The organism is Nocardiopsis sp. NPDC050513 (genome assembly GCF_044457925.1).
Taxonomy (GTDB): Bacteria; Actinomycetota; Actinomycetes; order Streptosporangiales; family Streptosporangiaceae; genus Nocardiopsis.
This window is the reverse complement of the sequence record NZ_JBITHK010000003.1, coordinates 34,243-56,279: the sequence shown is the minus strand read 5'-3', so window position 1 is coordinate 56,279 and position 22,037 is coordinate 34,243. Positions and strand designations below refer to the sequence as shown.

Sequence of the window (22,037 nt, the reverse complement as noted above, 5' to 3'; positions counted from 1 at the left end):
CTCCGTCCGGGTGCTTTCCGAAGCCGTTTCACTCTACCCACGGGTATTCGGCGCCGGTAGGTTCTCCGTCGGGCAGAAGCGCCGCCTCCACCGCGGCCATGACCCGCTTCCAGTGCTCGCGGCGCTCCGCCCGTTCCTCGGGGCCGCCCAACCGTTCCTGGTGGAAGCCCACCACCGCGCGCCCGTGCTTCGGCGTCACTCTGACCTGCACCGTGGTCTCCGGTCCGCCCGGGGGCCGGTGGGTGAGCCGAACGCGGCGGCGCGCGCCCTCGCCGAATCCGCGGACCTCGCCCTCCGTGCCGTCCGCGGTGCGGTACACGCCTCCCTGTCTCAGCTCGATCGAGGGCGACGGGCCCAGCCACAGCTCCAGCCCCTCCCCGCTCGTCATGAACCGCCAGACCCGCTCGGCTGGCAGCGGCAGGGTCCGTGACACGCCGATCTGGTATCCGGCGTCCCGGGTCAGTCCGACCTCTTCCATCGGGCTCCTCATTCCTGGTTCTCCCGGCGGGCGCGCAGCGCCCTCGCCTTCGCGCGGTTCCCGCAGCGCTCCATCGAGCACCACCGGCGCCTGCCGGGGCGCGAGGTGTCGACGAAGAGCAGCAGGCAGTCGTGCGCCGCGCACTCGCGCACGCGGTCGACGTGGGGTCCGGTGAACAGGGCGACGGCGTCGCGCGCCACCGTCGACAGCACCCGCGATCCGTCGGCGGGCACGGCCCAGGACGCGGTCCCGCCGGGGGTCATCACCGGCGCCAGCGGCGGCTCCGCCGCGCACCGGTTGATCTCGGCGACGTCCTCCTCCGGGAACGCCCGGCCCCGGGCCGCCGCGCGCGTCACGCGCAGGACGGCGTCGCGCAGGCGGCGCGCGTCGGTCACGTGTGCCTCCGACACGCGCACGTCCTCCAGACGGAGCCTCGACACCCGCGTCCACGCGGCCAGGTCGCCGGGCGCGTGCAGGATCTCCCAGCGGGCCAGCTCGTCGGGCCCGCCCGTGGTCAGCAGTTCCAGGCACAGCGCCCCCGGATCGAACAGGAAGTCCGCCCCGTCCGGAGGGTGCATCGGCACGCCCGTTGCGCTCGTCTTCATGTAACCAGTATAACTGGAATCAGCGGGGGCGTCCGGCCCCCGGAGGTTGAGGGGATCACCGATGGCCGTGAACGTCCAGCTCGTCGTGGACTGCGCCGAACCGCTCTCGCTCTCCCGGTTCTGGGCGACGGCGTTGGAGTACGAGCCCGAGGACAACGACGCCCTCATCGGACGCCTCGTCGACCAGGGTCTGGTCGGGGAGGACGACTACACGGTCGTGGACGGGTTGAGGGCGTTCGTCACCGTCGCCGCGATCCGCCACCCCGACGACCCCGTGCAGGAGGACACCGGCATCGGCCTGGGCCGGCGCCTGCTCTTCCAGCGGGTGCCCGAGGGCAAGACGGTGAAGAACCGCCTCCACCTCGACCTGCGCGTGGGCCGCGACCGGCGCGACGCGACGGTCAAGGCCCTGGAGGCCCTCGGCGCGACGGCCGTGCGCACGGTCGAGGAACCCGGGGCCTCGCACGTCACCATGCTCGACCCCGAGGGCAACGAGTTCGACGTCCAGTGACGTGCCGGGCTACCCCTCGGGCGTGAGGAAGTGCTCGCGGACGAGGAAGGCGTGGCGGGAGAAGTCGGTGAACACCCCGTCCACGCCGACCTCGAAGAACGCCTCGTACTCGGCGGCGAAGCCCCCGTAGTCGCCCGGCTCGCCGTCCGAGCGCAGCTGCTCGGGAAGGAAGTGGTTCTCGCTGCGGAACGTGTAGGGGTGCACCAGCAGGCCCGCCGCGTGCGCGTTCTCGACGAGATGCGTGGGCTCGCCCAACCCGCCGTCCTCGGTGGTCGGGATCACCAGGCTCTTGTGCGGCCCGATGGCGTGCGCGAACGTGGCGACCTCCGCCAGGCCGTCCGGGGTGGTGTAGTGCAGCCAGTGCTCCTCGGTGCCCATGAGGTAGACGAGGGGGAGCTCCGTCTCGGCGAGCTTGCGCAGGCTCTCCGCCTCGAAGGACTGGAGGAACACCGGCACCCTCGGCTCCGGGCCGGTCAGCCCGGCCTCGCGAAGGGTCGCGACCAGGGCGGGCTCCAGCTCCAGCCCCTGGGACACGTGGTAGGCCGGGTGCTTGGTCTCCGGGTAGATCCCGATCGGCCGCCCCAGCTCGTCGGTGAGCGCGAGGGCGAGCTCGATGACCTCGTCCAGGGTCGGGATCCCGTAGGCCCCGTCCATCAGCGCGTTCATCGCGCGTACGTCCTGGAGCCGCTCCACCGCGCGCAGGGTCCTGATCTCGGCCAGGGTGAAGTCCTGGGCGAAGAACCCCTCGACCTCGCGCCCGTCGACCGTCCGCCTCGTGCGCCGGTCGGCGAACTCCGGACGCTCGGCCACGTCCGTGGTCCGGCCGATCTCCTGCTCGTGGCGGCAGATCAGCTTCCCGTCCTTCGTGGCGACCAGGTCCATCTCGATGAAGTCGCCCCCGTACCGCGCCCCCAGCTCGTAGGAGGCCAGGGTGTGCTCCGGGCGGTGGCCCGACGCCCCCCGGTGCGAGATGACCTTGATCGGGAGTTCCTTCTTGTTCCTGCGCACAGCCGAACCGTCCTGGGAAAGCGGAGTAGACGACAGAGTCCTCGGGGGGATCTACGGCCGACCCCCCGGAGGGGCCGGAGGAACCATTCTCCCCGAGTCCGCCACCCGACCGCGCCCGGCGCCTCCCGGCACACGGCGGGGCCGGACCCGCGCGCCGCGGACCGGCCCCCGCCCGGCGTCCCTCAGGACAGCCGGGACAGCACGAAGTCCACGCACTCGGTGAGCGCCTGGACGTCGCTCGGCTCCACCGCCGGGAACATGGCCACCCGCAGCTGGTTGCGGCCGAGCTTGCGGTACGGCTCGGTGTCCACGACGCCGTTGGCGCGCAGCACCTTCGCGACCGCCGCCGCGTCCACCTCGTCGCTGAAGTCGATCGTGCCGACCACCTGCGACCGCTTGGCCGGGTCGGTGACGAAGGGCGTCGCCACCGGTGACTTCTCCGCCCAGGTGTAGAGGATCGACGACGACTCGGCCGTGCGCGCCACCGTCCAATCCAGACCGCCCCGCGCGTTCATCCACTCCAGCTGCTCGGCGAGCAGCAGCAGCGTGGCCACGGCCGGGGTGTTGTAGGTCTGGTCCTTGCGGGAGTTGGCCACCGCCGTGGTCAGCGAGAAGAACTCCGGGACGTACCGGCCGCCGGCCGCGATCTCCTCCACGCGCGCCAGCGCCCTGGGCGACATGACCGCGATCCACAGCCCGCCGTCGGCCGCGAAGCTCTTCTGCGGCGCGAAGTAGTACACGTCCGTCTCGGCGATGTCGACCGGCAGGCCGCCGGCGCCGCTGGTGGCGTCCACGAGCACGAGCGCGTCGTCGTCGGCGCCCGCCACCCGCTTGATCGGGGCGGCCACACCCGTGGAGGTCTCGTTGTGCGTGAGCGCGTACACGTCCACACCGGCCTCGGCGACGGGCTCGCCGTGGCTGCCCGGGTCGGTGCTGATGACGGAGGGCTCCTCCAGCCACGGAGCGCCCTGGGCGACCTTCGCGAACTTGCTGGAGAACTCGCCGAACGCCAGGTGCTGCGACTTCGAGCGCAGCAGACCGTGCGCCGCGATGTCCCAGAAGGCGGTCGTGCCGCCGTTGCCGAGCACGACCTCGTAGCCCTCGGGGAGGGAGAGGAGTTCGCCCACACCCGAGCGCACCCGGGACACCAGGGACTTCACCGGCTTCTGGCGGTGGGAGGTGCCCATGTAGCGGGTGCCGGAGGAGGCCAGCGCCTCCAGCTGTTCCGGGCGGACTTTGGACGGGCCGCTGCCGAAGCGGCCGTCGGAGGGCAGCAGGTTCGCGGGAATCTGAATGTCGTCGGTCACGGTCACCAGGGTAGTGGTGAGGTCCTCGACACGGCCGGTCAGGGCACGTGTTGGCGGCGTGAACATCCGTGACGGGGGCACGGGGCGTCACACGTCCGCGGGCGGACGCGCGGACCGGGCCGACGCGTCGACGGGTGGGGCGGGTGGCGCGATCGGCGCGCGGCGCGAGAGGATGCCCCTCGTGGACCACCGAAACCCTGCCGAACTGCGGAAACCGTACATGGGCGAACCCTTGCACCGGGCCGACCTGGCCGACCACCCCATGACGCAGTTCCACCTGTGGTTCGACGAGGCCTACGCCTCCGACCTGGCCGAGCCCAACGCCATGGTGCTCGCCTCGGCCGAGCCCACGGGCATGCCGCGCGCGCGGACAGTCCTGATGAAGGGCTACGACCGCCGGGGACTGCGCTTCTTCACCAACTACACCTCCCGCAAGGGGCGGGCCCTGGACGCCGACCCGCGCGCCGGCGTCGTCTTCCCCTGGCACGCCGTCCGCCGCCAGGTCCTCTTCGCCGGTCGCGTCACCCGCCTGTCGGACGCCGAGAACGACCGCTACTTCGCGTCCCGGCCGCGCGGATCCCAGATCGGCGCCTGGGCGAGCGAACGGCAGTCCCAGCCGGTGGCCGACCGCGCCGAGCTCGACCGCCTGTACCGGGAGTTCGACGACGTGTGGGCCGCCGAGGAGGAGATCCCCCGACCGGCCTACTGGGGCGGCTACCGGCTGGTCCCCGAGGAGGTCGAGTTCTGGCAGGGCGGCGCGGACCGCATGCACGACCGGTTCGTCTACACGCCCGACGGGCGGGGCGGGTGGCGGGTCGAGCGTCTCGCGCCCTGACCCGCCGCGCGGCCCGCCCGCCCGAATCCCCCGGCACACGTCCTTTCGGGCCACTTCGTACGCCCGTTCGGTATATCGTGGGTCGAGCCGGGGCCGCGTCTGAGCCCCAGGACACCCAACCCCCCCACCCGTGTACCCGTGTCCCCCGATCGGCGGGGTCCGCAGCGCAGGGGGTGCGGACCGCCCTCCAGGCGCCGGGTTCCGACCGAACCCCCGACGGGGGCGACGCGTCCGCACTGTGAGACCAGAAGATCGCGCCGTCGCCGTCGCGATATGCTTGCGGTATCGGTGGTCGCTCCCGCGGTCCTGCGGACGTCCCGGTCCCCACTCGGCCTCTGGGAATCACGTACCCCCGGCCTGTGTTGTGAGAGACCTGCCGTGCCCGCCGTGATCGCGACGGGCACAGAGCCTTGGGAGGGGAGACTTGACCGCACACGGGCTGATCGACACCACGGAGATGTACCTCCGGACGGTCTTCGAGCTCGAGGAGGAGGGGATCGTCCCGCTTCGGGCCCGCATCGCCGAGCGCCTGCACCAGAGCGGCCCCACCGTGAGCCAGACCGTGGCCCGCATGGAGCGCGACGGTCTGCTGCGCGTCGAGAACGACCGTCACCTGGTCATGACGGCGGAGGGCCGCCGCCTGGCCACCCACGTCATGCGCAAGCACCGGCTCGCCGAGCGGCTGCTCGTCGACGTCATCGGCCTCCCCTGGGAGGACGTCCACATCGAGGCCTGCCGCTGGGAGCACGTCATCTCCGAGGCGGTGGAGGAGCGGCTCGTCACCCTGCTCAACGCCCCCTCGGTGTGCCCGCACGGCAACCCCATCCCCGGCCTGGACGAGCTGGGCCTGGAGGACTACTCGCCGGAGCCGTTCACCGACGACTCGATCGTGCCCATGGTCGATGTCGCGGGGAACAGCGACACCACCGTCACCGTCCGGCGCATCAGCGAGCAGTTGCAGTCCGACGCCGACATCATGCTCACGCTCCGCAGATCCGGGGTACAACCGGATCAGGAAGTGGTCCTGCGGTCCACGGACGACGGGGTGCGCGTGACGGGCGGCGAGGCCGGATCCGCCGACCTGCCGGCGGATGTCGCCGGACACATCTTCGTCGCCAAGCCGTGAACCGTTCGGTGGATGGGTGGCACATCGGGATTGTCTCAATGCGCTGCGGGAACGTTGACGGTGTTGCTACGCTCGCCCCAAGGTGCGGTCGTTCGGGTACCGGGAGCGGGCATGTGCGCAGCTCATGACGGCGAGGTGGCGGCTAGATGACACGGTGGGGTGAGCCCTTCCGGGAGAGCGACGCGCTCGCCACGGCCGCCGTCGTGGACCAGGCGCAGATCGCCATCGTCGTCATCGACCGATTCAGCCTGCTCAGGTACTGGAACCCCTTCGCACGCGAACTCTTCGGCTTCGTCGACGGCCGCGACTACGTGGGGCTCTCCCTGCTCGACATCGGCATCCACGAGTCCGACCGCGAGCACGCCTCCCAGCTGGCCCGCCGCGTCCTGCGCGGCGAGCCCTGGGAGGGCACCTTCGCGGTGCTCAAGGGCGACGCCAACTGGATCCACGTGCGCGCCCAGGCCGTCCCGTTGCGCAACGAGCACGGCGAGATCGACGGCATCACCCTGATCGCGCGCGAGGCCCTGCGCGGCGGCCGGGTGGAGGAGCAGTACGGTCTGCTGGAGCGCATCAGCAGCCGCCTGGCCAGCTCGCTGGAGTTCGAGTCCACGGTCAGGGGCGTGGCGGGCATCCTCGTCCCGCAGTTCGCCGACCACTGCTTCATCGACCTCTACGACCACGACCGCCTGGTCCGGCAGGTCTCGGTGCACGCCGAGGGATGGATCCCGCCCGCGCGCAGCTGGTTCGAGTTCGGCGACGAGGTCCGCTACCCCGAACGCCACTTCGTCACCCAGGCGCTGCGCCGCCTGGAGACCGTGGTCAGCAGCGACTACCTCTTCGACAGCTCGCCCACCGACCGCTCCGACCGCGTCTCCCGCCAGGTCGGCGTCACCTCCGCGATCGCCGCGCCCCTGCGGGCGCGGGGCGAGGTGCTGGGCGTGCTCACCCTCGCCTTGTCCGGGCTCTCACCCCGGCAGAAGAGCACCTACGGCGGCTTCGACCGCGACCTGGTCGGCGCGATCGCCTCGCGGGTGGCCCTGGCCATCGACAACGCCCGCCTGTTCGAGGAGCAGCGCACCACGGCGGTCGCCTTCCAGAACAGCCTGCTGCCGAGCAGCTTCCCGCAGCTGGACGGCCTGACGATCGCGCACCGGTACCTGCCCGCCGGTCCCGTGCAGGCGCACGGCTACGGGGTGCAGACCCAGGTCGGCGGCGACTTCTACGACGCCATCCCGCTGTCCGCCGGGCGCGTGGGCCTGGTCGTCGGGGACGTCGAGGGGCGCGGACCGCACGCGGCCGCGGTCATGGGCCAGCTGCGCGCCGCCCTGCGCGCGTTCGCCCAGGCCGACCGAGAACCCGCCGACATCCTCCGCGAACTCGACGAATGGGTCCGCCAGCTCGGGCAGCCCGACGGCGACGGCGGCACCTGGATCCCCAGCGTCAGCTGCCTCTACATGGTCTACGACGCCTGGTCGCGCGAACTGTCCTACGCCAACGCCGGGCACGCCTCGCCGCTCCTGGTCAGCTCGGAGGCGGTCGAGAAGCTCGACCTGGAGGTCACCGACCGCATGCTGGGCGTCCGCGCGCGCGGCGGCGCGGGCGAGGACGTCGTCTACCACCAGGCCAACCTGCGGCTGCCGATCGGCGTCACCCTGGTCCTGTACACCGACGGCCTGGTGGACCGGCGGCCGGCGGGCGGCCGTCCCGACCCGGAGGGGGCGCTGCTCCGCCTGGCCGAGCGCGTCACCGAGGTCGCCGACAAGGACGTGGAGCAGATCGCCGAGGCGGCGGTGCACAGCGTGCCCGGCGAGATGGACGACGACACCGCGCTGCTCGTCGTGCGCACCCACTCCGAGGAGTTGGCGCTGTGCGAGGGCTGGTTCAGATCCGAGGCCTCCACCGTGGGCGAGGCGCGCCACCTGGCCGCCAACACGTTCGAGGAGTGGGGGATGGACCGCGACCAGGCGGAGTTGGCGTGCCTGCTGGTCTCGGAGATCGTCACCAACGTCGTCATCCACGCCACCCCGCACCCCGTGCACCGCGAGTTCACCGGCAACGGCGTGCTGGACTCCGAGACCCCCTTCGACGCCGGCGGCCTGGTCGACGAGTTCGACGAGGACTGGACCGACCTGCTGGAGGAGGCCGCCTCCACCGACGAGCCGGACGGGGAACAGTCCGAGAAGGAGTTCCTGCTCCGACTGCGCCGCGGCGCGTCCGCCGTGTGGGTGGAGGTCTTCGACCACGACCTCCGGTTGCCGCGGATCCGCAGCGCGGCCGCCGACGACGAGGGCGGCCGGGGCCTGTACCTGGTCGAACAGCTGGCCACCCGCTGGGGCTCCCGTCCCACCCCGGACGGCAAGGCGGTGTGGTTCGAGATGCCGATGCACGGCGGGGACGACGGCGAGTCGGCCGACGCGGACCTGGCCGAGGCGGCGCCTGCGGCGGAGGAGTCCGCCTGACCGCCGCGCGAACGGCGCGGGAAATTCCCTCCGGCCCCCTTGCCGGGCGGGCGCGGGCTGACTAGCTTGCGCCGTGACGCGTGCCCCCGCGCGCATGACCGGTTCCCCTCGCCGGAAGGACCCCCATGCCCCGCTCCCTGCGGATCGGCGCCCCCGCCCTCGTCGGAGCGCTGCTCCTCGTCCTGGCCCTGCCCGGACACGCTCTGGCCGCGCCGCCGACGTCCCTGCCCGCCGGCCACACCGAGGCCGAGGGGCGCTGGCAGCCCGCCTTCGACTACGACACCGACGGCTGCTACCCCACGCCCGCGATCGGTCCCGACGGCACGCTGAACGAGGGCCTCAACACGTCCGGCGCGCTCAACGGCGACTGCCGCGACGCGCACGACCTGGACAACACGAACTCCTACTCCCGATCCCGGTGCGACGCCAGCGGCTGGTGCGCGTACATGTACGCCCTGTACTTCGAGAAGGACCAGGTCCTCCCCGGCTGCTGCGGCCACCGCCACGATCTGGAGCACGTGGTGGTGTGGGTCCTGGACGGGCAGGCGCGGTACGTGTCGGCGTCGGCGCACGGGGACTACGACACCCGGCCCGCCTCCGAGGTGCGCTGGGAGGGCACGCACGCCAAGATCGTCTACCACAAGGACGGCTGGTCCACCCACGCCTTCCGGTTCGCGGCCGGACACGACGACCCGCCGGAGAACCACCACGGCGTCTGGCAGTACCCGGACCTGGTCGGGTGGGACCACTACCCGCCGGGCATCCGCGACATCCTCGCGTCGGCGGACTTCGGGGACGCCCAGCTCGACCTCAGGGACGACCGGTTCGGCGACGCGCTCGCGCGGGCCAGGCCCTCGGGGATCGACTTCGACCCGTACGCGGCGGACGCGGCCTGAGACCCGTCACGGCCGGGGCGCCGCGCCGCGGACGCGCGCCCCGGCGGCGCTCAACGCCAGGACCACGCCCACAGCAGCAGGCACAGGAACACGAAGAAGATCACGATTCCGCCGGTCGTCCAGGGGATGTGCACCTTGGGCCGGAGCTTGCGCACGCCGATGACGAGCAGCACGACCAGCAGGCCCATGACGATGAGGCCGTCCCACGCACCGCTCATGACCGATCCGACCCTTCCCGAACGGGGGTTGTGTCACAGGCCCAGGCCGCGCCCCACGATCTCCTTCATGATCTCGGTGGTGCCACCGAAGATCGTCTGCACGCGGGCGTCCTGCCAGGCCCTCGCCACCGGATATTCCATCATGTACCCGTACCCGCCGTGAAGCTGGAGGCAGCGGTCCATCACCCGGTTGCACATCTCGGTGGTCCACCACTTGGCCATGGCCGCGTCCTCGACGGTGAGCTCACCCCGGTTGAGCAGCTCGACCCCGCGGTCGACGTAGACGCGGGCCATGTCCACCTCGGTGGCCATCTCGGCCAGGACGAAACGCGAGTTCTGGAACCGCCCAATCGGGCGGCCGAAGGCGGTGCGCTCCCGGCAGTACTCGACGGTGTGCCGCAGCATCGCGTCGGCGGAGGCCACCGCGCAGGTGGCGATGGACAGCCGTTCCTGCGGCAGGTTCTCCATCAGGTGGACGAATCCCCGGCCCGGCGCACCGATGAGGTTGGCGGCCGGAACGCGCACGTCGGAGAAGAACAGCTCGGCGGTGTCCTGCGCCTTCATCCCGACCTTGTCCAGGTTGCGCCCGCGCTCGAAGCCGGGGGCGCCGCGCTCCACGGCGATGAGCGAGAAGCCCTGCGCGCCCGCGTCGGGGTCGGTCTGGCAGACCACGATCACCACGTCGGCGTTGATCCCGTTGGTGATGAAGGTCTTCTGGCCGTTGACGACGTACTCGTCGCCGTCCCGCACCGCCGAGGTCCGGATGCCCTGGAGGTCGCTGCCGGTGCCGGGCTCGGTCATGGCGATCGCCGTGATCAGCTCGCCGCTGGCGAACCCCGGCAGCCACCGCCGTTTCTGCTCGTCGGTGGTCAGTCCGACCATGTACGGGGCCATGACGTCGTTCTGGAGGGTGATGCCCAGGCCGCTGGCGTGTGCGCGGCAGATCTCCTCGTTGACGACCGTGTTGTACCGGTAGTCGTGGAGCCCGGTGCCGCCGTACTCCTCGGGCACGCCGTGGCCGAGCAGGCCGACCTCGCCCGCCCGCGTCCACACCTCGCGCGGGACGATGCCGTCCTTCTCCCACGTGGCGTGGAAGGGGACCACCTCGCGTGTGAGGAACTCCCTCACGCTCTCGCGGAAGAGGTCGTGGTCGGAGTCGAAGAGTTCCCGCTTCATGTGCTGCTCCGAGGGTGTCGGCGGTCGCGTGCGCTCACACGGTAACCGAATCGGATTCGGTTTAGAAGGGGGCGGGCGAGGACGGGCGGAAGTTCCCGCGACCGGGGCCCGGCGCTGCCCCACCGACCCGCCAGGACGCGGAAACGGCGGGGCGAGGGCTTGCCACGGGAGCCAAACCGAATACAGTTCGGTTAAGAACGTCGTACCCACGTCCCTGGAGGTCCCCGTGGCCGAGGCATTCATCGTCGGCGCCGTCCGCACCCCCGTCGGCACCAGGAAGGGCGCGCTCGCGGCCGTGCACCCCGCGGACCTCGGAGCGCACGTGTTCAGGGAACTCGTCGCGCGCACCGGCGTCGACCCGGCCGCGGTCGAGGACGTCGTCATGGGCTGCGTGACCCAGGCCGGACCGCAGGCCCTCGACCTGGCCCGCACCGCCTGGCTGTCCGCCGGGTTCCCCGAGTCCGTCCCCGGTGTCACCATCGACCGCCAGTGCGGCTCCTCCCAGCAGGCCGTGCACTTCGCCGCCCAGGGCGTGATGTCCGGAACCCAGGACCTGGTGGTGGCCTCCGGCGTGGAGAACATGGGCATGGTCCCGATGGGCGCCAACGTCCAGTTCGCCGTCGACAACGGTCTGGACCTGTACGGCGACGGCTGGGTCGAGCGGTACGGGACGCAGGAGATCTCCCAGTTCCGGGGCGCCCAGCTCATGTGCGAGAAGTGGGGCTACAAGCGCGAGGAACTGGAGCGCTTCGCCCTGGAGAGCCACCGGCGGGCGGCGCGGGCGATCGAGGACGGCCGCTTCGACGACCAGATCGCGCCCCTCGCCGGGGTCGCGCAGGACGAGGGCGTGCGTCCGGACACCACCCTGGAGAAGATGGCGGGCCTCAAGCCGCTGCGCGAGGGCTGGGAGCTGACCGCCGCCGTGGCCAGCCAGATCTCCGTGGGCGCCGGCGCGGTCCTGATCGCCTCCGAACGCGCCGTCCGCGAGCACGGCCTGACCCCGCTCGCCCGGATCGTGCAGCTGTCCCTGGTCGGCGACGACCCGGTCTACATGCTCACCGCGCCCATCCCGGCTACCCGGATCGCGCTGGACCGGGCCGGGCTGACCATCGACGACATCGACGTCACCGAGATCAACGAGGCGTTCGCCCCCGTGCCGATGTCCTGGATCGAGGAGCTGGGCGCCGACCCCGCCAAGGTCAACCCCAACGGCGGCGCGATCGCCCTGGGCCACCCGCTCGGCGCGACCGGGGCCGTCCTCATGACCAAGCTGGTCAACGAGCTGCACCGCTCGGGCGGCCGCTACGGCCTGCAGACCATGTGCGAGGGCGGCGGTCAGGCCAACGTCACCATCGTCGAACGGGTCTGAGGCGGATTCCGCGCCCGTGGTCGACCCCGCGTGCGACCGGAGTTCACACGATCGCGCGCGGGGCTGTCGGGGACGGCCTCACGACCCGCGGGGCCTCGGCGGCCGGTATCCCGTCTGGGCGGGCCAGATGTTGTGGTTGCGGCGGAACACGTTGTCCGGGTCGAACTCCCGCTTGACCTCGGCCAGGCGCTCGTGGTTGCCCACGCCGTACCCGGCGACGACGCGTTCGGCCCCTTCCTCCGGGACGAAGTTCAGGTAGACGTCCCCGGTCCGCCAGGGCTTGGTGTCCTCGCGCACGTCGCGTACCCACTGGCGGGCGCGCGTGTCGTCCGCGGTGTCCTCCCACATCGCCAGGGGGTGAACGCTCCACTTCGCGTGCCGCCAGGGAACCGGGTAGTCGGCTATCGACCGTCCCATCGCCCCTCCGAGCGGGAAGACGATGTGCTGCGTGGGGGAGGGGACCACCATCTGGTGCGCGCGGGAGCAGAACAGGTCGACGAACTCGTCCGGCAGCGTCGCCAGGTGCTCCACCGACCAGTAGTTGCGGTATCCGGGCGGGTCGTCCAGCGCCTTCTGCGCCTCCGCGTAGGGCATTTCGGTGAGGAGTTCCGCCTCGGGCCCCATCCGGGTGACGGGGGCGGCCAGGTCCCGGAGCGTCCGCGCGTCGCCCGCGCAGGTCAGCACGACCGCGCACATGAGCGTGCCGACCAGCGTGTCGGGGACGAACGGTTCCGGACCCGGGACCAGGTAGATCACGGCGCCGCCGAGTTCGTCGGGCGCCTCGTCCATGAGGTCCCGCCACGCGCGGACCACGCCCGGACCGGTGTCGGGGTGGAAGAGGAGAACGCCGAGCGCGAACCGCGGCAGCGGGTGGAGGCGGAAGGTCAGCTGGGTGGCGACGCCGAAGTTGCCGCCGCCGCCGTGCAGGGCCCAGAACAGCTCGGGGTTCTCCCCGGCGGACGCGCGCACCCGGTCTCCCCCGGCGGTCACCAGGTCCACGCTGAGCAGGTTGTCGCAGGCCAGACCGAACTTGCGTTCCAGCCACCCCGACCCTCCGCCGAGCGCGAAACCGGCGACGCCCGTGGTCGAGACCCGGCCGCCCGTGGTGGCCAGGCCGAACCTGTCGGTGGTCGCGTCCAGGTCGCGCATGAGCGCGCCGCCGCCGACCCGGGCCTCCATCGACTCCGGGTCCACCACCACCGTGTGCATGCGGCGCAGGTCGATCACCAGGCCGCCCTCGGTGAGCCCCATGCCCGCGACGCTGTGGCCTCCGCCGCGTACGGCGAGCTCCAGACCCTCCTCGCGGGCGCACTCGACGCAGCGGCGCACGTCGTCCACGGTCCTGCACTCGGCGATGACGCTCGGGTGCAGGTCGATCATCCCGTTGAACACCGCGCGGGCGTCCTCGTACTCCGGGCCGCCGGGGGTGAGCACGGGGCCGGTCAGGCCGGACCGGAGGGCGTCGAGCCCGGTGTCGGAGATCGCCGTCTTGAGCTGGGCCATCGCTGTCCCCCTCGGATGACGGGGCTGGCGCGGAGCGGCGCGGGGCGGTCGCTTCGCGGTTCCCCACCCCTTCAGCCTAGGCCGGGCACCCAAGGCAGAATAAGCCCATTTTGAAGGAAAATTGCCTGATCATGCGTGCTCGGGGAAGGCCGTTCGCTCAGCGGATCCGGGTTGTTCGACCTTCGCTGTCCTCGACGAGGACCTCAGGGGCGCGGCCGCGATGGAGGGCTTCGCTCCGCTGCCGGAGAGGCAGCGCCGCGCGGGATGACCGTACGCGGGTCGGGTCGCCGCGCCCTCAGGGGTGCTCCGTGTCCGTGTCGGGGCGCTGGGTGTACAGGACGTCGTGGCTCTGTTCGGCGGCGCGCAGGATGCTCTCGCTGATGTAGTCGCTGAAGCGGGCGACGTTCTCCAGACGCGCGCCGGCCGGGCTGTCGCGGCCCAGGATGCCCACGCCCTGCCGTGCGGTCTCGGCGACCTGGAGCAGGCCGTGGGCGCTGGCGATCGTCGACCGGTACCAGACGTCGTCGTCGACGACGTAGCGCTCACGGCGTCCCTGCTCGCGGATCCGTCGGATGAGGGCCTGCTCCTCCAGGAAGGAGACCGCCTTGGAGATCGAGGCCGGGCTGACCTGCAGGTGCTGAGCGAGCTCGGACGCGGTCAGGCTGCCCGAGTCGGCGATGAACAGGCAGGCCAGCACCCGGGCCATCATCTTGGGCACGCCCTGGTGCATCATCAGCGTGGCGAAGGTCTCCTCGTACTCGCGCACGGCCGCGTCGTCGCGGCCCTGGTCCCGGCCTGGTGTCCGCCGGCCCGGAGACGGGGTCTGCCTGCGGCGGTGGGCGCGCCGTTCGGTGGCGCGTTGGGCCAGGTCGGCACGGTAGGCGGTGGGGCCGCCGTTGCGCATCACCTCGCGGGTGACGGTGGAGGTGGGGCGGTCCAGGCGTCGGGCGATCTGGGCGTAGGCCAGGCCGTCGGCCAGGCCCAGCGCGATCTGCTGGCGTTCGGCCTGGGTGAGTCTGCCTCCCGGCACCGTGGTCTCCCCTCGTCGTTGGCAGGTGGGGCCAGCGTAGCGTTCACGCACAGTCCAATGCAACACGCGGGCCGCCGATCATTGCGTTAACTCCAAGCTCGTTGCAATGAAATTGCTGCTCTGAACTGCGTTGATATGAATAGTGTGCAACGAAGTAGTTGCCAGATTCACGAACGCAACGTAGCGTTTCTGGTGTTGGAAACAGCAATCGCACGAGGAGCACACGATGCGCACGTTCACCGCCCCCGCCCCCATCGCCGCCGTCCTGGACATCCCCGCCGGACGCGTCCAGGTCATCGCCGCCGACCGCGCCGACGCCACCGTCGAGGTCGTGCCCGCCAACCCCGCCAAGGGCCGCGACGTCAAGGCCGCCGAGCGGACCGCGGTCGAGTACGCCGACGGGGTCCTGCGCGTCACGACCGCGCCGGCCGGGAACCCGTACCTGGGCCCCACCGGCTCCGTCGAGGTCACCCTCCAGGTCCCCGCCGACTCCAGCGTCGAGGCCAGGTCCGCGTGCGCCGAGTTCCGCGCCGTGGGACGGCTGGGCGAGGTCGCCTTCGAGCACGGCAACGGCCAGGTCAAGATCGACGAGGCCGCGGGCGTGCGGCTGCGCGCCTTCGGTGACGTCACCCTGGGCCGCCTCACCGGCCCCGCGCGGATCAGTACCCAGAAGGGCGACATCCGCGTCAGGGAGGCCGTGAGCGGCGCCCTGGAACTCACCACCCAGATGGGCGACGTGACCGTCGACGCCGCCCACGGGGTCTCCGCCTCCCTGGACGCCGGGACCTCCTACGGCCGGATCCACAACACCCTGGCCAACGCCGACGGCGCCGACGCCGCCCTGACCATCAGCGCGACCACCGGCCACGGGGACATCACCGCCCGCAGCCTGTGACGAACCCGGCCGCGGCCCACCGGGTTCCGGGCCCCCGGTCCGGACCCGGGGCCCGCGCGAGCATCACCGGACGCCCGACACCGAAGGAAGGATCCCCATGACGAGGAACGGCTCCTCCCCCGAGCACGCGGCGTGGACCGGCATGGTGCCGGTCGACGACACGGCTCTGGCCGTCACCGACACCGGAGGCCCCGGTGCCCCCGTGGTCTACCTCAACGGCCAGTTCGCCACCCAGGGGTACTGGCGGCGAGTCGTCGCCGACCTGGGGCCGGGGTGGCGGCACATCACCTACGACGAACGCGCCAGAGGCAGGAAGTCGAGGGTCTCGGCGGACTACTCCTTCGAGGCCGCGGTCCGGGACGTCGACGCCGTCCTGGCGGCCAGGGAGGTGGACCGGGCGCTGGTGGTGGGCTGGTCCTACGGGGCGTTCGTGGGGGCGCACTGGGCCAGCCGGAACCCGGACCGCGCCGTGGGCGCGGTCCTGGTCGACGGCGCGTTCCCCTACGACTGGCTCGACGAGGCCATGGAACGGCGGATCCGGACGCTGTTCCGGCGGATCGGCTGGCTGGCGCCGCTGCTGCGTCCGACGGGTCTGGTCCCGCGGATGACCGCCGAACAGCAGGCCGACAGCAACATCGAGCTCGGCAGGCTCTCGCGCGAGCGTGAACTGGGTCCGGTGCTGGACGCCGTCACCGTCCCGGTGAGGTACGTGGTCGCCTCGGGAACCTCCTTCGGAAGCCGCGGCGACGAGCAGGAGCGGATCCGCACCAGCCTCGACGGGGTGAGCGCCCGCAACCCGAACATCCGGACCCACGCGAAGGTCGCCAGCGACCACGGCGCGGTCCTGCGCAAGGACTTCCGTGCCGTCGCCGAGGCCGTGCGCGTGGTCGCCGCCCTCGACGGTGGTCGGAGCTGAGGCACGGGCGGGTCGCGCGCCGCGCGGGTGCCACACGTGGCACCCGCGGTGGGTGAGCGGGTCACCGGTGCCCCCGGCACGCCTCCGCGGGGACGCGGAGGCGTGCCGGACCCTCACCCACCGGGCCCCCGGGCGCGCCGAACCAGCGGTGGACGGCGGAGCGGAGTGCCGCCGCCTCCGTCCGGTCCGGGCGCGGCGACGACGATGCCCAGGCGACGTAGCAGTCCGGGCGCAGCAGGAGGCCGGTGGCCGCGGGCGTGCCGGACCCGGGGCTCGCGACGACGACGTCCACGCGCTCGTCCGCCCCGGACAGCGCCTCGGCCAGGACGCCGCCGTCGGTGAGGTCGAGCAGGAGCGGCCGTGCGGTGCGGGTCAGCTCCGCGAGCCGGACCGGGCCTTCCCGGGTGTGCAGCTCCATGTCGGGGGCGCAGCGGCCGACCAGCGGATGCGGATCGTCCCCGCCCATGTCGTAGCGGATGTCGGTCCCCGCGATGAGGTCGGCGACGCGCCGCACGCAGTCGGCGTCCGTGAGGAGTTCGCCGAACAGTTCCCGCAGCGCCGTGACGTCGCCGCCGGGGGCCAGCAGCGCGTTGAGCGCCCGCGCGTACACGGTGACGCGCTCGGCCGCGGGGCGCCGTTCGGAGTCGTAGGTGTCGAGCAGCCCGGCGGGCGCGTCACCGCGGATCCCGGCCGCGATCTTCCAACCGAGGTTCATCGCGTCCTGCATGCCGAGGTTGAGGCCCTGGCCCCCGGCGGTGTCCACGTGCGCGGCGTCGCCGAGGAGGAACACGCGCCCGTCACGGAAGCGTTCCGCGTGCCGGTCGTTGCCCCCGGTCCGCCGACGCAGCACGTGGGGGCCCGGCCCCGTCGGCGGTCCCAGGGGCATGTCGACGCCGAGCACCCGGCGGACGCTGTCCCGCAGCTCCGCGAGGCTCATCGGGCCCTCGGGCCCTGGCCGGTCCCACTCCACGGTGACGATGAGGGGCGGCTGCCCGGGCAGCGGCGCGTAGGTGAATCCGCCGTTCTCGGTCCGCTGTCCCAGGAACGGCGGAACGGTCCCGTGGCCGGGCACGTTCAGACCGCCCGTCGCCGGGTCCAGCCACGTGTCGGGCACGGTCACGCTGGCGGTTCGGGTGGTGGTGCGGTCGCGGCTGACTCCGGGGAAGCCGATGCCGGAGAGAGCGCGCGTCGCGCTGTGCCCGCCGTCCGCTCCGACGAGGTGGCGCGCGCGGAGGCGGTACGGCCCGTCCGGCCCCTCGACCTCGGCGGTCACCGACTCGCCGTCCTGTTCCAGGCCCACCATCGCGTGCCCCCACCGCAGGTCCGCGCCGAGCTCGGCCGCGCGGTCGGCGAGGACGCGCACCAGGCGCGGCTGCGGCACGGGCAGGCTGAGGACCGGGTTCTCCGCGAGCAGGCTCAGGTCCAGGGGCATCGCGGCGAACACGAAGGCCGGAAGCGGAGCCGGGCTCCCCTCGGCGCCGGAGAGGCGCCCGTACAGGCCGCGGCGGTCGACCATCGTCACGACCTGCCCGAGCAGACCGTTCGCCTTGGGTTCGTCGCCGGGCCCCGGCAGCCGTTCCAGCACGACCGCCCGCACACCCGCCAGACCGAGTTCGCAGGCCAGCGTGAGCCCGTTCGGGCCCGCTCCGACGACGATGACGTCAGTGTTCTCCACGGGGGCTCCTATCGTGGTTCGGCGGGCAGCCCGGCGGACAGCCGGTCGAGGGCCTCGCGCAGGACCGGGCCGACCGGGAGGGGCGGCTCGGCGCGCAGGGAGTGCCCGAGCGCGGCGCCGATGGCGGCGCCGATCGCCCCCGCGGTGAGCGTCGGGTAGAGGTCGCTGGCGGCGTCGGTGCCGGTGCGTTCGGCCACCGCGGCGGCCAGCTCGGCCTCCGCGGCGGTGTGGGCCCTGGCGAGCTCCCCCCGAAGCGCCGGTTCGCCGATCATCAGCCGGACGCCGTCCGCCCTCCACGGGTCCCCGGCGGGTCGGCCGAGGTCCTGCCCCGGCGCGAACTGCTCCGCCACGGATGCGGCGACGGCCTCCCAGAGGGGCTCGTCGGCCGGCCGCGCGCGGAGTGCGTCGGCGATCCGCCGGACACGGTCGACGTGCCGGGCGGCGACCGCCTCCGCCTTGCCGGAGAAGTAGTTGCGGAAGGTGCGGACGGAGACGTTCGCCTCAGCGGCGATGTCCTCCTCCGTGACGCCCGCCCAGCCGCGCTCGACGATGAGCCGGACCGCCGCCGTGCTCAGAGCGTCCCGTGTCCGCTGTTTCTTCCGTTCCCGTAGGCCCGGCTCCCGGGGCCCGTTCGTCGTCATGCGAAGGAGGGTACAAGAAATTGCCTATCCAGAAAAGATGCCGGATAGGCAATTTTCGGGCCGTGGTTCAGGGGACGACGGGGCGGGGGCTCGGCGGAGCACGCGCGTCATGGCCGGATGAGCGCCGGACCCCCGACCCCGCGCACCAGCCCCAGCCACGCGGCCATCTGGGCGAGCTGGTCGGTGAGCTGGTCGAGCGTGTCGGCGGGCGCGTGGTCCTCCAACGTGATCCGCTGGGCGAGCAGGACCCCGGAACCGCGGTCGGCCTTGAGGTCGACGCGGGCCACGAGCCGGTCGCCCAGCAGGAACGGCAGCACGTAGTAGCCGTGCACCCGCTTGGCCGCCGGAACGTAGATCTCCAGCCGGTACCGGAACCCGAACAGCTCCTCGGTGCGCTCGCGGTGCCAGACGAGGGAGTCGAACGGGCTGAGCAGCGCGCGGGCGTCCACCCGGCGCGGCACCCGGGCGTCCTTGTGCAGGTACGCGGGCCGGGTCCACCCCTCGACGCCGACGGGGACGAGGTCGCCGGAGTCGACGAGGTCCCGGACGGCCGCCTTGGACTCGTCGGGGCGCATCCGGAAGTAGTCCCGCAGGCTCGGCTCGGTGGCCACGCCGTGCGCCCGGGCGGCGACGGCGACCAGCTCGCGGTGGGCGTGGGCGGGCTCGGGCAGGGGAGCGTCGCGCTGGTCCGGGGGCAGGACGCGTTCGGTCAGGTCGTAGCGGCGCTCGAACTGCCCGTTCCGTCCGTCGACCATGACGTCGCCGACCCAGAACAGGAACTCCAGGCACCGCTTCACCTCGGACCAGTTCCAGCCCCAGTGCTCCTTGGCGCGCGGGAGGTCGTGGGCCAGGGCCGCCTCCACCTCGCGGGCGGTGGCGGGCCCGATCCGGGCGACCTCCTCGTGGACGGCCTTGACCAGCTCCGGCTTCTCGCGCTGGATGGCGTTGATCCACCCAGCGTCGGTGCGCGCCCGGTTGTGCTCCATCCGGTACCGCATCAGCTGCCGCGTGGCGGGCGGCAGCAGGCTGGCCTCGTGCGCCCAGCACTCCACCAGGCGGGCGGCGCCGGTGCGCGCCCGGGTCGTGGTGGCCCGGTCCAGCATCGAGGTGTCGTAGGCGCCGATGCGCGCGAACACGGGCAGGTACTGGCTGCGCGCCAGCACGTTCACGCTGTCGATCTGCACGATCCCCACCCTGCGCACGACCCTGGCCAGGTGGGCGAGTGTGGGCCGACCGGTGGGGTGAGGGTCGGCGAAGCCCTGCGCGGCGAGGGCGATCCGGCGTGCCTGGGCGAGGGAGAGCTCCGCGTCGCGGCGGGGGTGCGGTTCGGCCATTCGAACACGCTAACCCCCGACGACGACATTCCGGAACGCCGGACGCCCGGTCATCCCATCCGGCGGTGCTGGTTCGGCAGCTCGGAGGGGCCGGGTTCGGCCGGGCCGATCAGCGGGCCCGGCACGGAGGGGTCGAGGACCCCCTCCTCCAGCCAGGTGTAGGAGTCGTCCATCAGACGGCGGGACAGCTTGCCGTCCACGTCGTCGGTGTTGGACCACAGATCGGTGAAGAGCGCCTCGACCCGCAGCCGCGACTGGCGGCAGAACGCGTCGGCCAGCTCGAACGGGGTGTCCCCGCGCTCGGGGTGGGCGTCGGCGTCGTACCGGGCGCGCACCGCGACGGCGCTCATCGCGAACAGCTCGGCGCCGATGTCGACGATCCGGCCGAGGAACCCCTGCTTGGTCTCCATCCGCCCCTGCCACCGCGACATCCCGTAGAACGTCGACCGGGCGAGCCTGCGCGCGGTCCGCTCGACGAACCGCAGGTGCCCCGAGAGCGGACCGAACCCGGAGAACGCCGACGGCACCTGGCCCTGTCCGACCACGAGCGTGGGCAGCCACTTCGCGTAGAACCCGCCCGCCCTGGCCAGGGCACGCGCGCGGTCCGCCCGGTCGGCGTCGGGGTCGATGAGGTCGCCGGCGACCGAGAGGTGGGCGTCCACGGCCTCGCGCGCGATGAACAGGTGCATCACCTCCGACGACCCCTCGAAGATCCGGTTGATCCGCAGGTCGCGCAGCAGCTGCTCGGCGGGCACGCCCCGCTCGCCGCGCGCGGCCAGGGACCCGGCGGTCTCGTAGCCGCGCCCGCCGCGGATCTGGACGAGGTCGTCGGCGATCGTGTACGCGTGCTCGGACGCCCACAGCTTGGCGATCGCCGCCTCGATGCGGATGTCGGCGGCCTTGTCGTCGGCGAGCTGACTGGCCAGGTCGAGCATCGCCTCCATGGCGTAGGTGGTGGCGGCGATGGAGGAGATCCGCTTGGCGACCTCCTCGTGCCTGCCGATCGGGCGGCCCCACTGGACGCGTTCGCGAGACCACTCGCGGGCGATCCGGGTGGACCACTTGCCCGCGGCCACGCAGAGCGCGGGCAGCGACAGCCGCCCGGTGTTGAGGGTGGACAGCGCGATCCGCAGCCCCTGTCCCTCCCTCCCGATCCGGTTGGCCGCCGGGACGCGCACGCCGTGCAGGCGGGTGACGCCGTTCTCCAGGCCGCGCAGCCCCATGAAGCGGTTGCGGTGCTCGACGGTGATCCCCGGCGAGTCGCCCTCGACCACGAACGCCGTGATGCCGCCCCGGTGGCCGGGGCTCTCGGGGACGCGGGCCATGACGACGAGCAGGTCGGCCACCACGCCGTTGGTCGTCCACAGCTTGACGCCGTCGATGACGTACTCCTCGCCGTCCTCGGTGGGCACGGCGGTGGAGCGCAGGCGTGCGGGGTCGCTGCCGACGTCGGGCTCGGTGAGCAGGAAGGCGCTGATGTCCGTGCGCGCGCACCGGGGCAGGAACGCGCGCTTCTGCTCCTCGGTGCCGAACATGGAGACGGGCTGCGGGACGCCGATCGACTGGTGGGCCGAGAGCAGGGCGCCGAGCGCGGGCGAGACCGAGCCGACGAGCATGAGGGCGCGGTTGTAGTAGAGCTGGCTGAGGCCGAGGCCGCCGTACCCGGTGGGGATCTTCATGCCGAACGCGCCGAGGTCGCGCAGCCCGGAGACCACCTCGTCGGGGACGCGCTCGTCGTGCTCGATGCGCTGGGCGTCGATGCCCTGGCAGAACTCGCGGAGTTCCGCCAGGAACGCCTCGCCGGTGGCGCGGGCGACCGGATCGGGTCCGGGGAGGGGGTGGATCAGGTCCAGGCGGAGCCGTCCCAGGTACAACTCCTTGGCGAAGCTGGGGCGGGTCCACTCCGCCTCGCGCGCCTGCTCCGCCACGGCACGTGCCCGCCGTTCGTCGACCACGGGTGCGTCGGTGGGTGTGGTGCCGGGTTCGACGGTCGACATGGATGGCTCACCTCATGAGGAATGGGCTGTGTCCTGTATCACAGCACTACCCGTCCGT

General features: G+C 72.5%; 20 protein-coding genes. 8 read left to right on the top strand and 12 right to left on the bottom strand.

The genetic code is table 11. The features are described 5' to 3' along the window. Positions 1-28: 28 nt before the first annotated feature. Together ACIBFB_RS05460 and ACIBFB_RS05455 are read right to left on the bottom strand one after the other, a co-directional pair. The gene (locus ACIBFB_RS05460) at positions 29-478 is read right to left on the bottom strand and encodes an SRPBCC domain-containing protein (protein ID WP_397226551.1); all 450 of its coding nucleotides are present in this window, start codon (positions 476-478) and stop codon (positions 29-31) included. Positions 479-486: 8 nt separating this feature from the next. Next, entirely contained in the window at positions 487-1,083 is a 597-nt protein-coding gene (locus ACIBFB_RS05455) for a CGNR zinc finger domain-containing protein (RefSeq protein WP_397226549.1), read from the bottom strand. Between the two features lie 61 nt (positions 1,084-1,144). On the opposite strand from ACIBFB_RS05455, the gene ACIBFB_RS05450 reads away from it, so the two are divergent. After that, entirely contained in the window at positions 1,145-1,594 is a 450-nt protein-coding gene (locus ACIBFB_RS05450) for a VOC family protein (protein ID WP_397226547.1), read from the top strand. A gap of 9 nt (positions 1,595-1,603) precedes the next feature. Here ACIBFB_RS05450 and ACIBFB_RS05445 read toward each other — a convergent pair whose 3' ends face one another. Together ACIBFB_RS05445 and serC are read right to left on the bottom strand one after the other, a co-directional pair. Then, on the bottom strand, positions 1,604-2,602 hold the full coding sequence (locus ACIBFB_RS05445; protein WP_397226545.1) for a glycerophosphodiester phosphodiesterase family protein: 999 nt from the start codon (positions 2,600-2,602) through the stop codon (positions 1,604-1,606). 182 nt (positions 2,603-2,784) lie between these two features. Continuing rightward, complete coding sequence (gene serC, locus ACIBFB_RS05440; RefSeq protein WP_397226543.1) at positions 2,785-3,915, bottom strand: phosphoserine transaminase; 1,131 nt, start codon at positions 3,913-3,915, stop codon at positions 2,785-2,787. Positions 3,916-4,090: 175 nt separating this feature from the next. Between serC and pdxH the strand changes: the two genes are divergently transcribed. The 4 genes from pdxH (at position 4,091) to ACIBFB_RS05420 (ending at position 9,225) form a co-directional block, all read left to right on the top strand. Then, positions 4,091-4,744 (top strand): pyridoxamine 5'-phosphate oxidase, encoded by a 654-nt coding sequence (gene pdxH / locus ACIBFB_RS05435; protein WP_397226541.1) that lies wholly within the window; start codon positions 4,091-4,093, stop codon positions 4,742-4,744. A gap of 424 nt (positions 4,745-5,168) precedes the next feature. Beyond that, complete coding sequence (locus tag ACIBFB_RS05430) at positions 5,169-5,870, top strand: metal-dependent transcriptional regulator (protein ID WP_397226539.1); 702 nt, start codon at positions 5,169-5,171, stop codon at positions 5,868-5,870. 146 nt (positions 5,871-6,016) lie between these two features. After that, complete coding sequence (locus ACIBFB_RS05425) at positions 6,017-8,329, top strand: SpoIIE family protein phosphatase (RefSeq protein ID WP_397226537.1); 2,313 nt, start codon at positions 6,017-6,019, stop codon at positions 8,327-8,329. A gap of 125 nt (positions 8,330-8,454) precedes the next feature. After that, positions 8,455-9,225, top strand: a complete 771-nt coding sequence (locus ACIBFB_RS05420) for an NPP1 family protein (protein ID WP_397226535.1) — start codon at positions 8,455-8,457, stop codon at positions 9,223-9,225. Positions 9,226-9,275: 50 nt separating this feature from the next. On the opposite strand, the gene ACIBFB_RS05415 is transcribed toward ACIBFB_RS05420, so the two are convergent. Together ACIBFB_RS05415 and ACIBFB_RS05410 are read right to left on the bottom strand one after the other, a co-directional pair. After that, the gene (locus tag ACIBFB_RS05415; protein WP_397226533.1) at positions 9,276-9,443 is read right to left on the bottom strand and encodes a hypothetical protein; all 168 of its coding nucleotides are present in this window, start codon (positions 9,441-9,443) and stop codon (positions 9,276-9,278) included. Positions 9,444-9,476: 33 nt separating this feature from the next. Then, a complete protein-coding gene (locus ACIBFB_RS05410; RefSeq protein ID WP_397226531.1) occupies positions 9,477-10,619 on the bottom strand; it encodes an acyl-CoA dehydrogenase family protein in 1,143 nt (380 codons plus the stop codon). A gap of 226 nt (positions 10,620-10,845) precedes the next feature. Here ACIBFB_RS05410 and ACIBFB_RS05405 point away from each other — a divergent pair, with 226 nt between their 5' ends. Further along, positions 10,846-11,988: an acetyl-CoA C-acetyltransferase gene (locus ACIBFB_RS05405; RefSeq protein ID WP_397226529.1), complete on the top strand. Its 1,143-nt coding sequence runs from the start codon at positions 10,846-10,848 to the stop codon at positions 11,986-11,988. Between the two features lie 78 nt (positions 11,989-12,066). On the opposite strand, the gene ACIBFB_RS05400 is transcribed toward ACIBFB_RS05405, so the two are convergent. Both ACIBFB_RS05400 and ACIBFB_RS05395 read right to left on the bottom strand, forming a co-directional pair. After that, positions 12,067-13,491 (bottom strand): FAD-binding oxidoreductase, encoded by a 1,425-nt coding sequence (locus ACIBFB_RS05400; protein WP_397226526.1) that lies wholly within the window; start codon positions 13,489-13,491, stop codon positions 12,067-12,069. Positions 13,492-13,786: 295 nt separating this feature from the next. Further along, positions 13,787-14,521, bottom strand: coding sequence for a helix-turn-helix domain-containing protein (locus ACIBFB_RS05395; protein ID WP_397226524.1), 735 nt, complete (start codon positions 14,519-14,521; stop codon positions 13,787-13,789). 226 nt (positions 14,522-14,747) lie between these two features. Between ACIBFB_RS05395 and ACIBFB_RS05390 the strand changes: the two genes are divergently transcribed. Together ACIBFB_RS05390 and ACIBFB_RS05385 are read left to right on the top strand one after the other, a co-directional pair. Next, entirely contained in the window at positions 14,748-15,416 is a 669-nt protein-coding gene (locus tag ACIBFB_RS05390) for a DUF4097 family beta strand repeat-containing protein (protein ID WP_397226522.1), read from the top strand. 97 nt (positions 15,417-15,513) lie between these two features. Beyond that, positions 15,514-16,332, top strand: coding sequence for an alpha/beta fold hydrolase (locus ACIBFB_RS05385; protein ID WP_397226520.1), 819 nt, complete (start codon positions 15,514-15,516; stop codon positions 16,330-16,332). 61 nt (positions 16,333-16,393) lie between these two features. Here ACIBFB_RS05385 and ACIBFB_RS05380 read toward each other — a convergent pair whose 3' ends face one another. The 4 genes from ACIBFB_RS05380 to ACIBFB_RS05365 all read right to left on the bottom strand — a co-directional run bounded on the left by ACIBFB_RS05380 (position 16,394) and on the right by ACIBFB_RS05365 (position 21,979). After that, positions 16,394-18,007, bottom strand: coding sequence for an FAD-dependent monooxygenase (locus ACIBFB_RS05380; protein WP_397226518.1), 1,614 nt, complete (start codon positions 18,005-18,007; stop codon positions 16,394-16,396). 8 nt (positions 18,008-18,015) lie between these two features. Beyond that, on the bottom strand, positions 18,016-18,648 hold the full coding sequence (locus ACIBFB_RS05375) for a TetR family transcriptional regulator (protein ID WP_397226516.1): 633 nt from the start codon (positions 18,646-18,648) through the stop codon (positions 18,016-18,018). Positions 18,649-18,755: 107 nt separating this feature from the next. Further along, positions 18,756-19,982 (bottom strand): winged helix-turn-helix domain-containing protein, encoded by a 1,227-nt coding sequence (locus ACIBFB_RS05370; RefSeq protein WP_397226514.1) that lies wholly within the window; start codon positions 19,980-19,982, stop codon positions 18,756-18,758. Positions 19,983-20,032: 50 nt separating this feature from the next. Then, positions 20,033-21,979 carry an acyl-CoA dehydrogenase family protein gene (locus ACIBFB_RS05365; RefSeq protein WP_397226512.1) on the bottom strand — a complete coding sequence of 649 codons (1,947 nt, stop codon included), beginning with the start codon at positions 21,977-21,979 and terminating at the stop codon, positions 20,033-20,035. Positions 21,980-22,037: the final 58 nt, after the last annotated feature.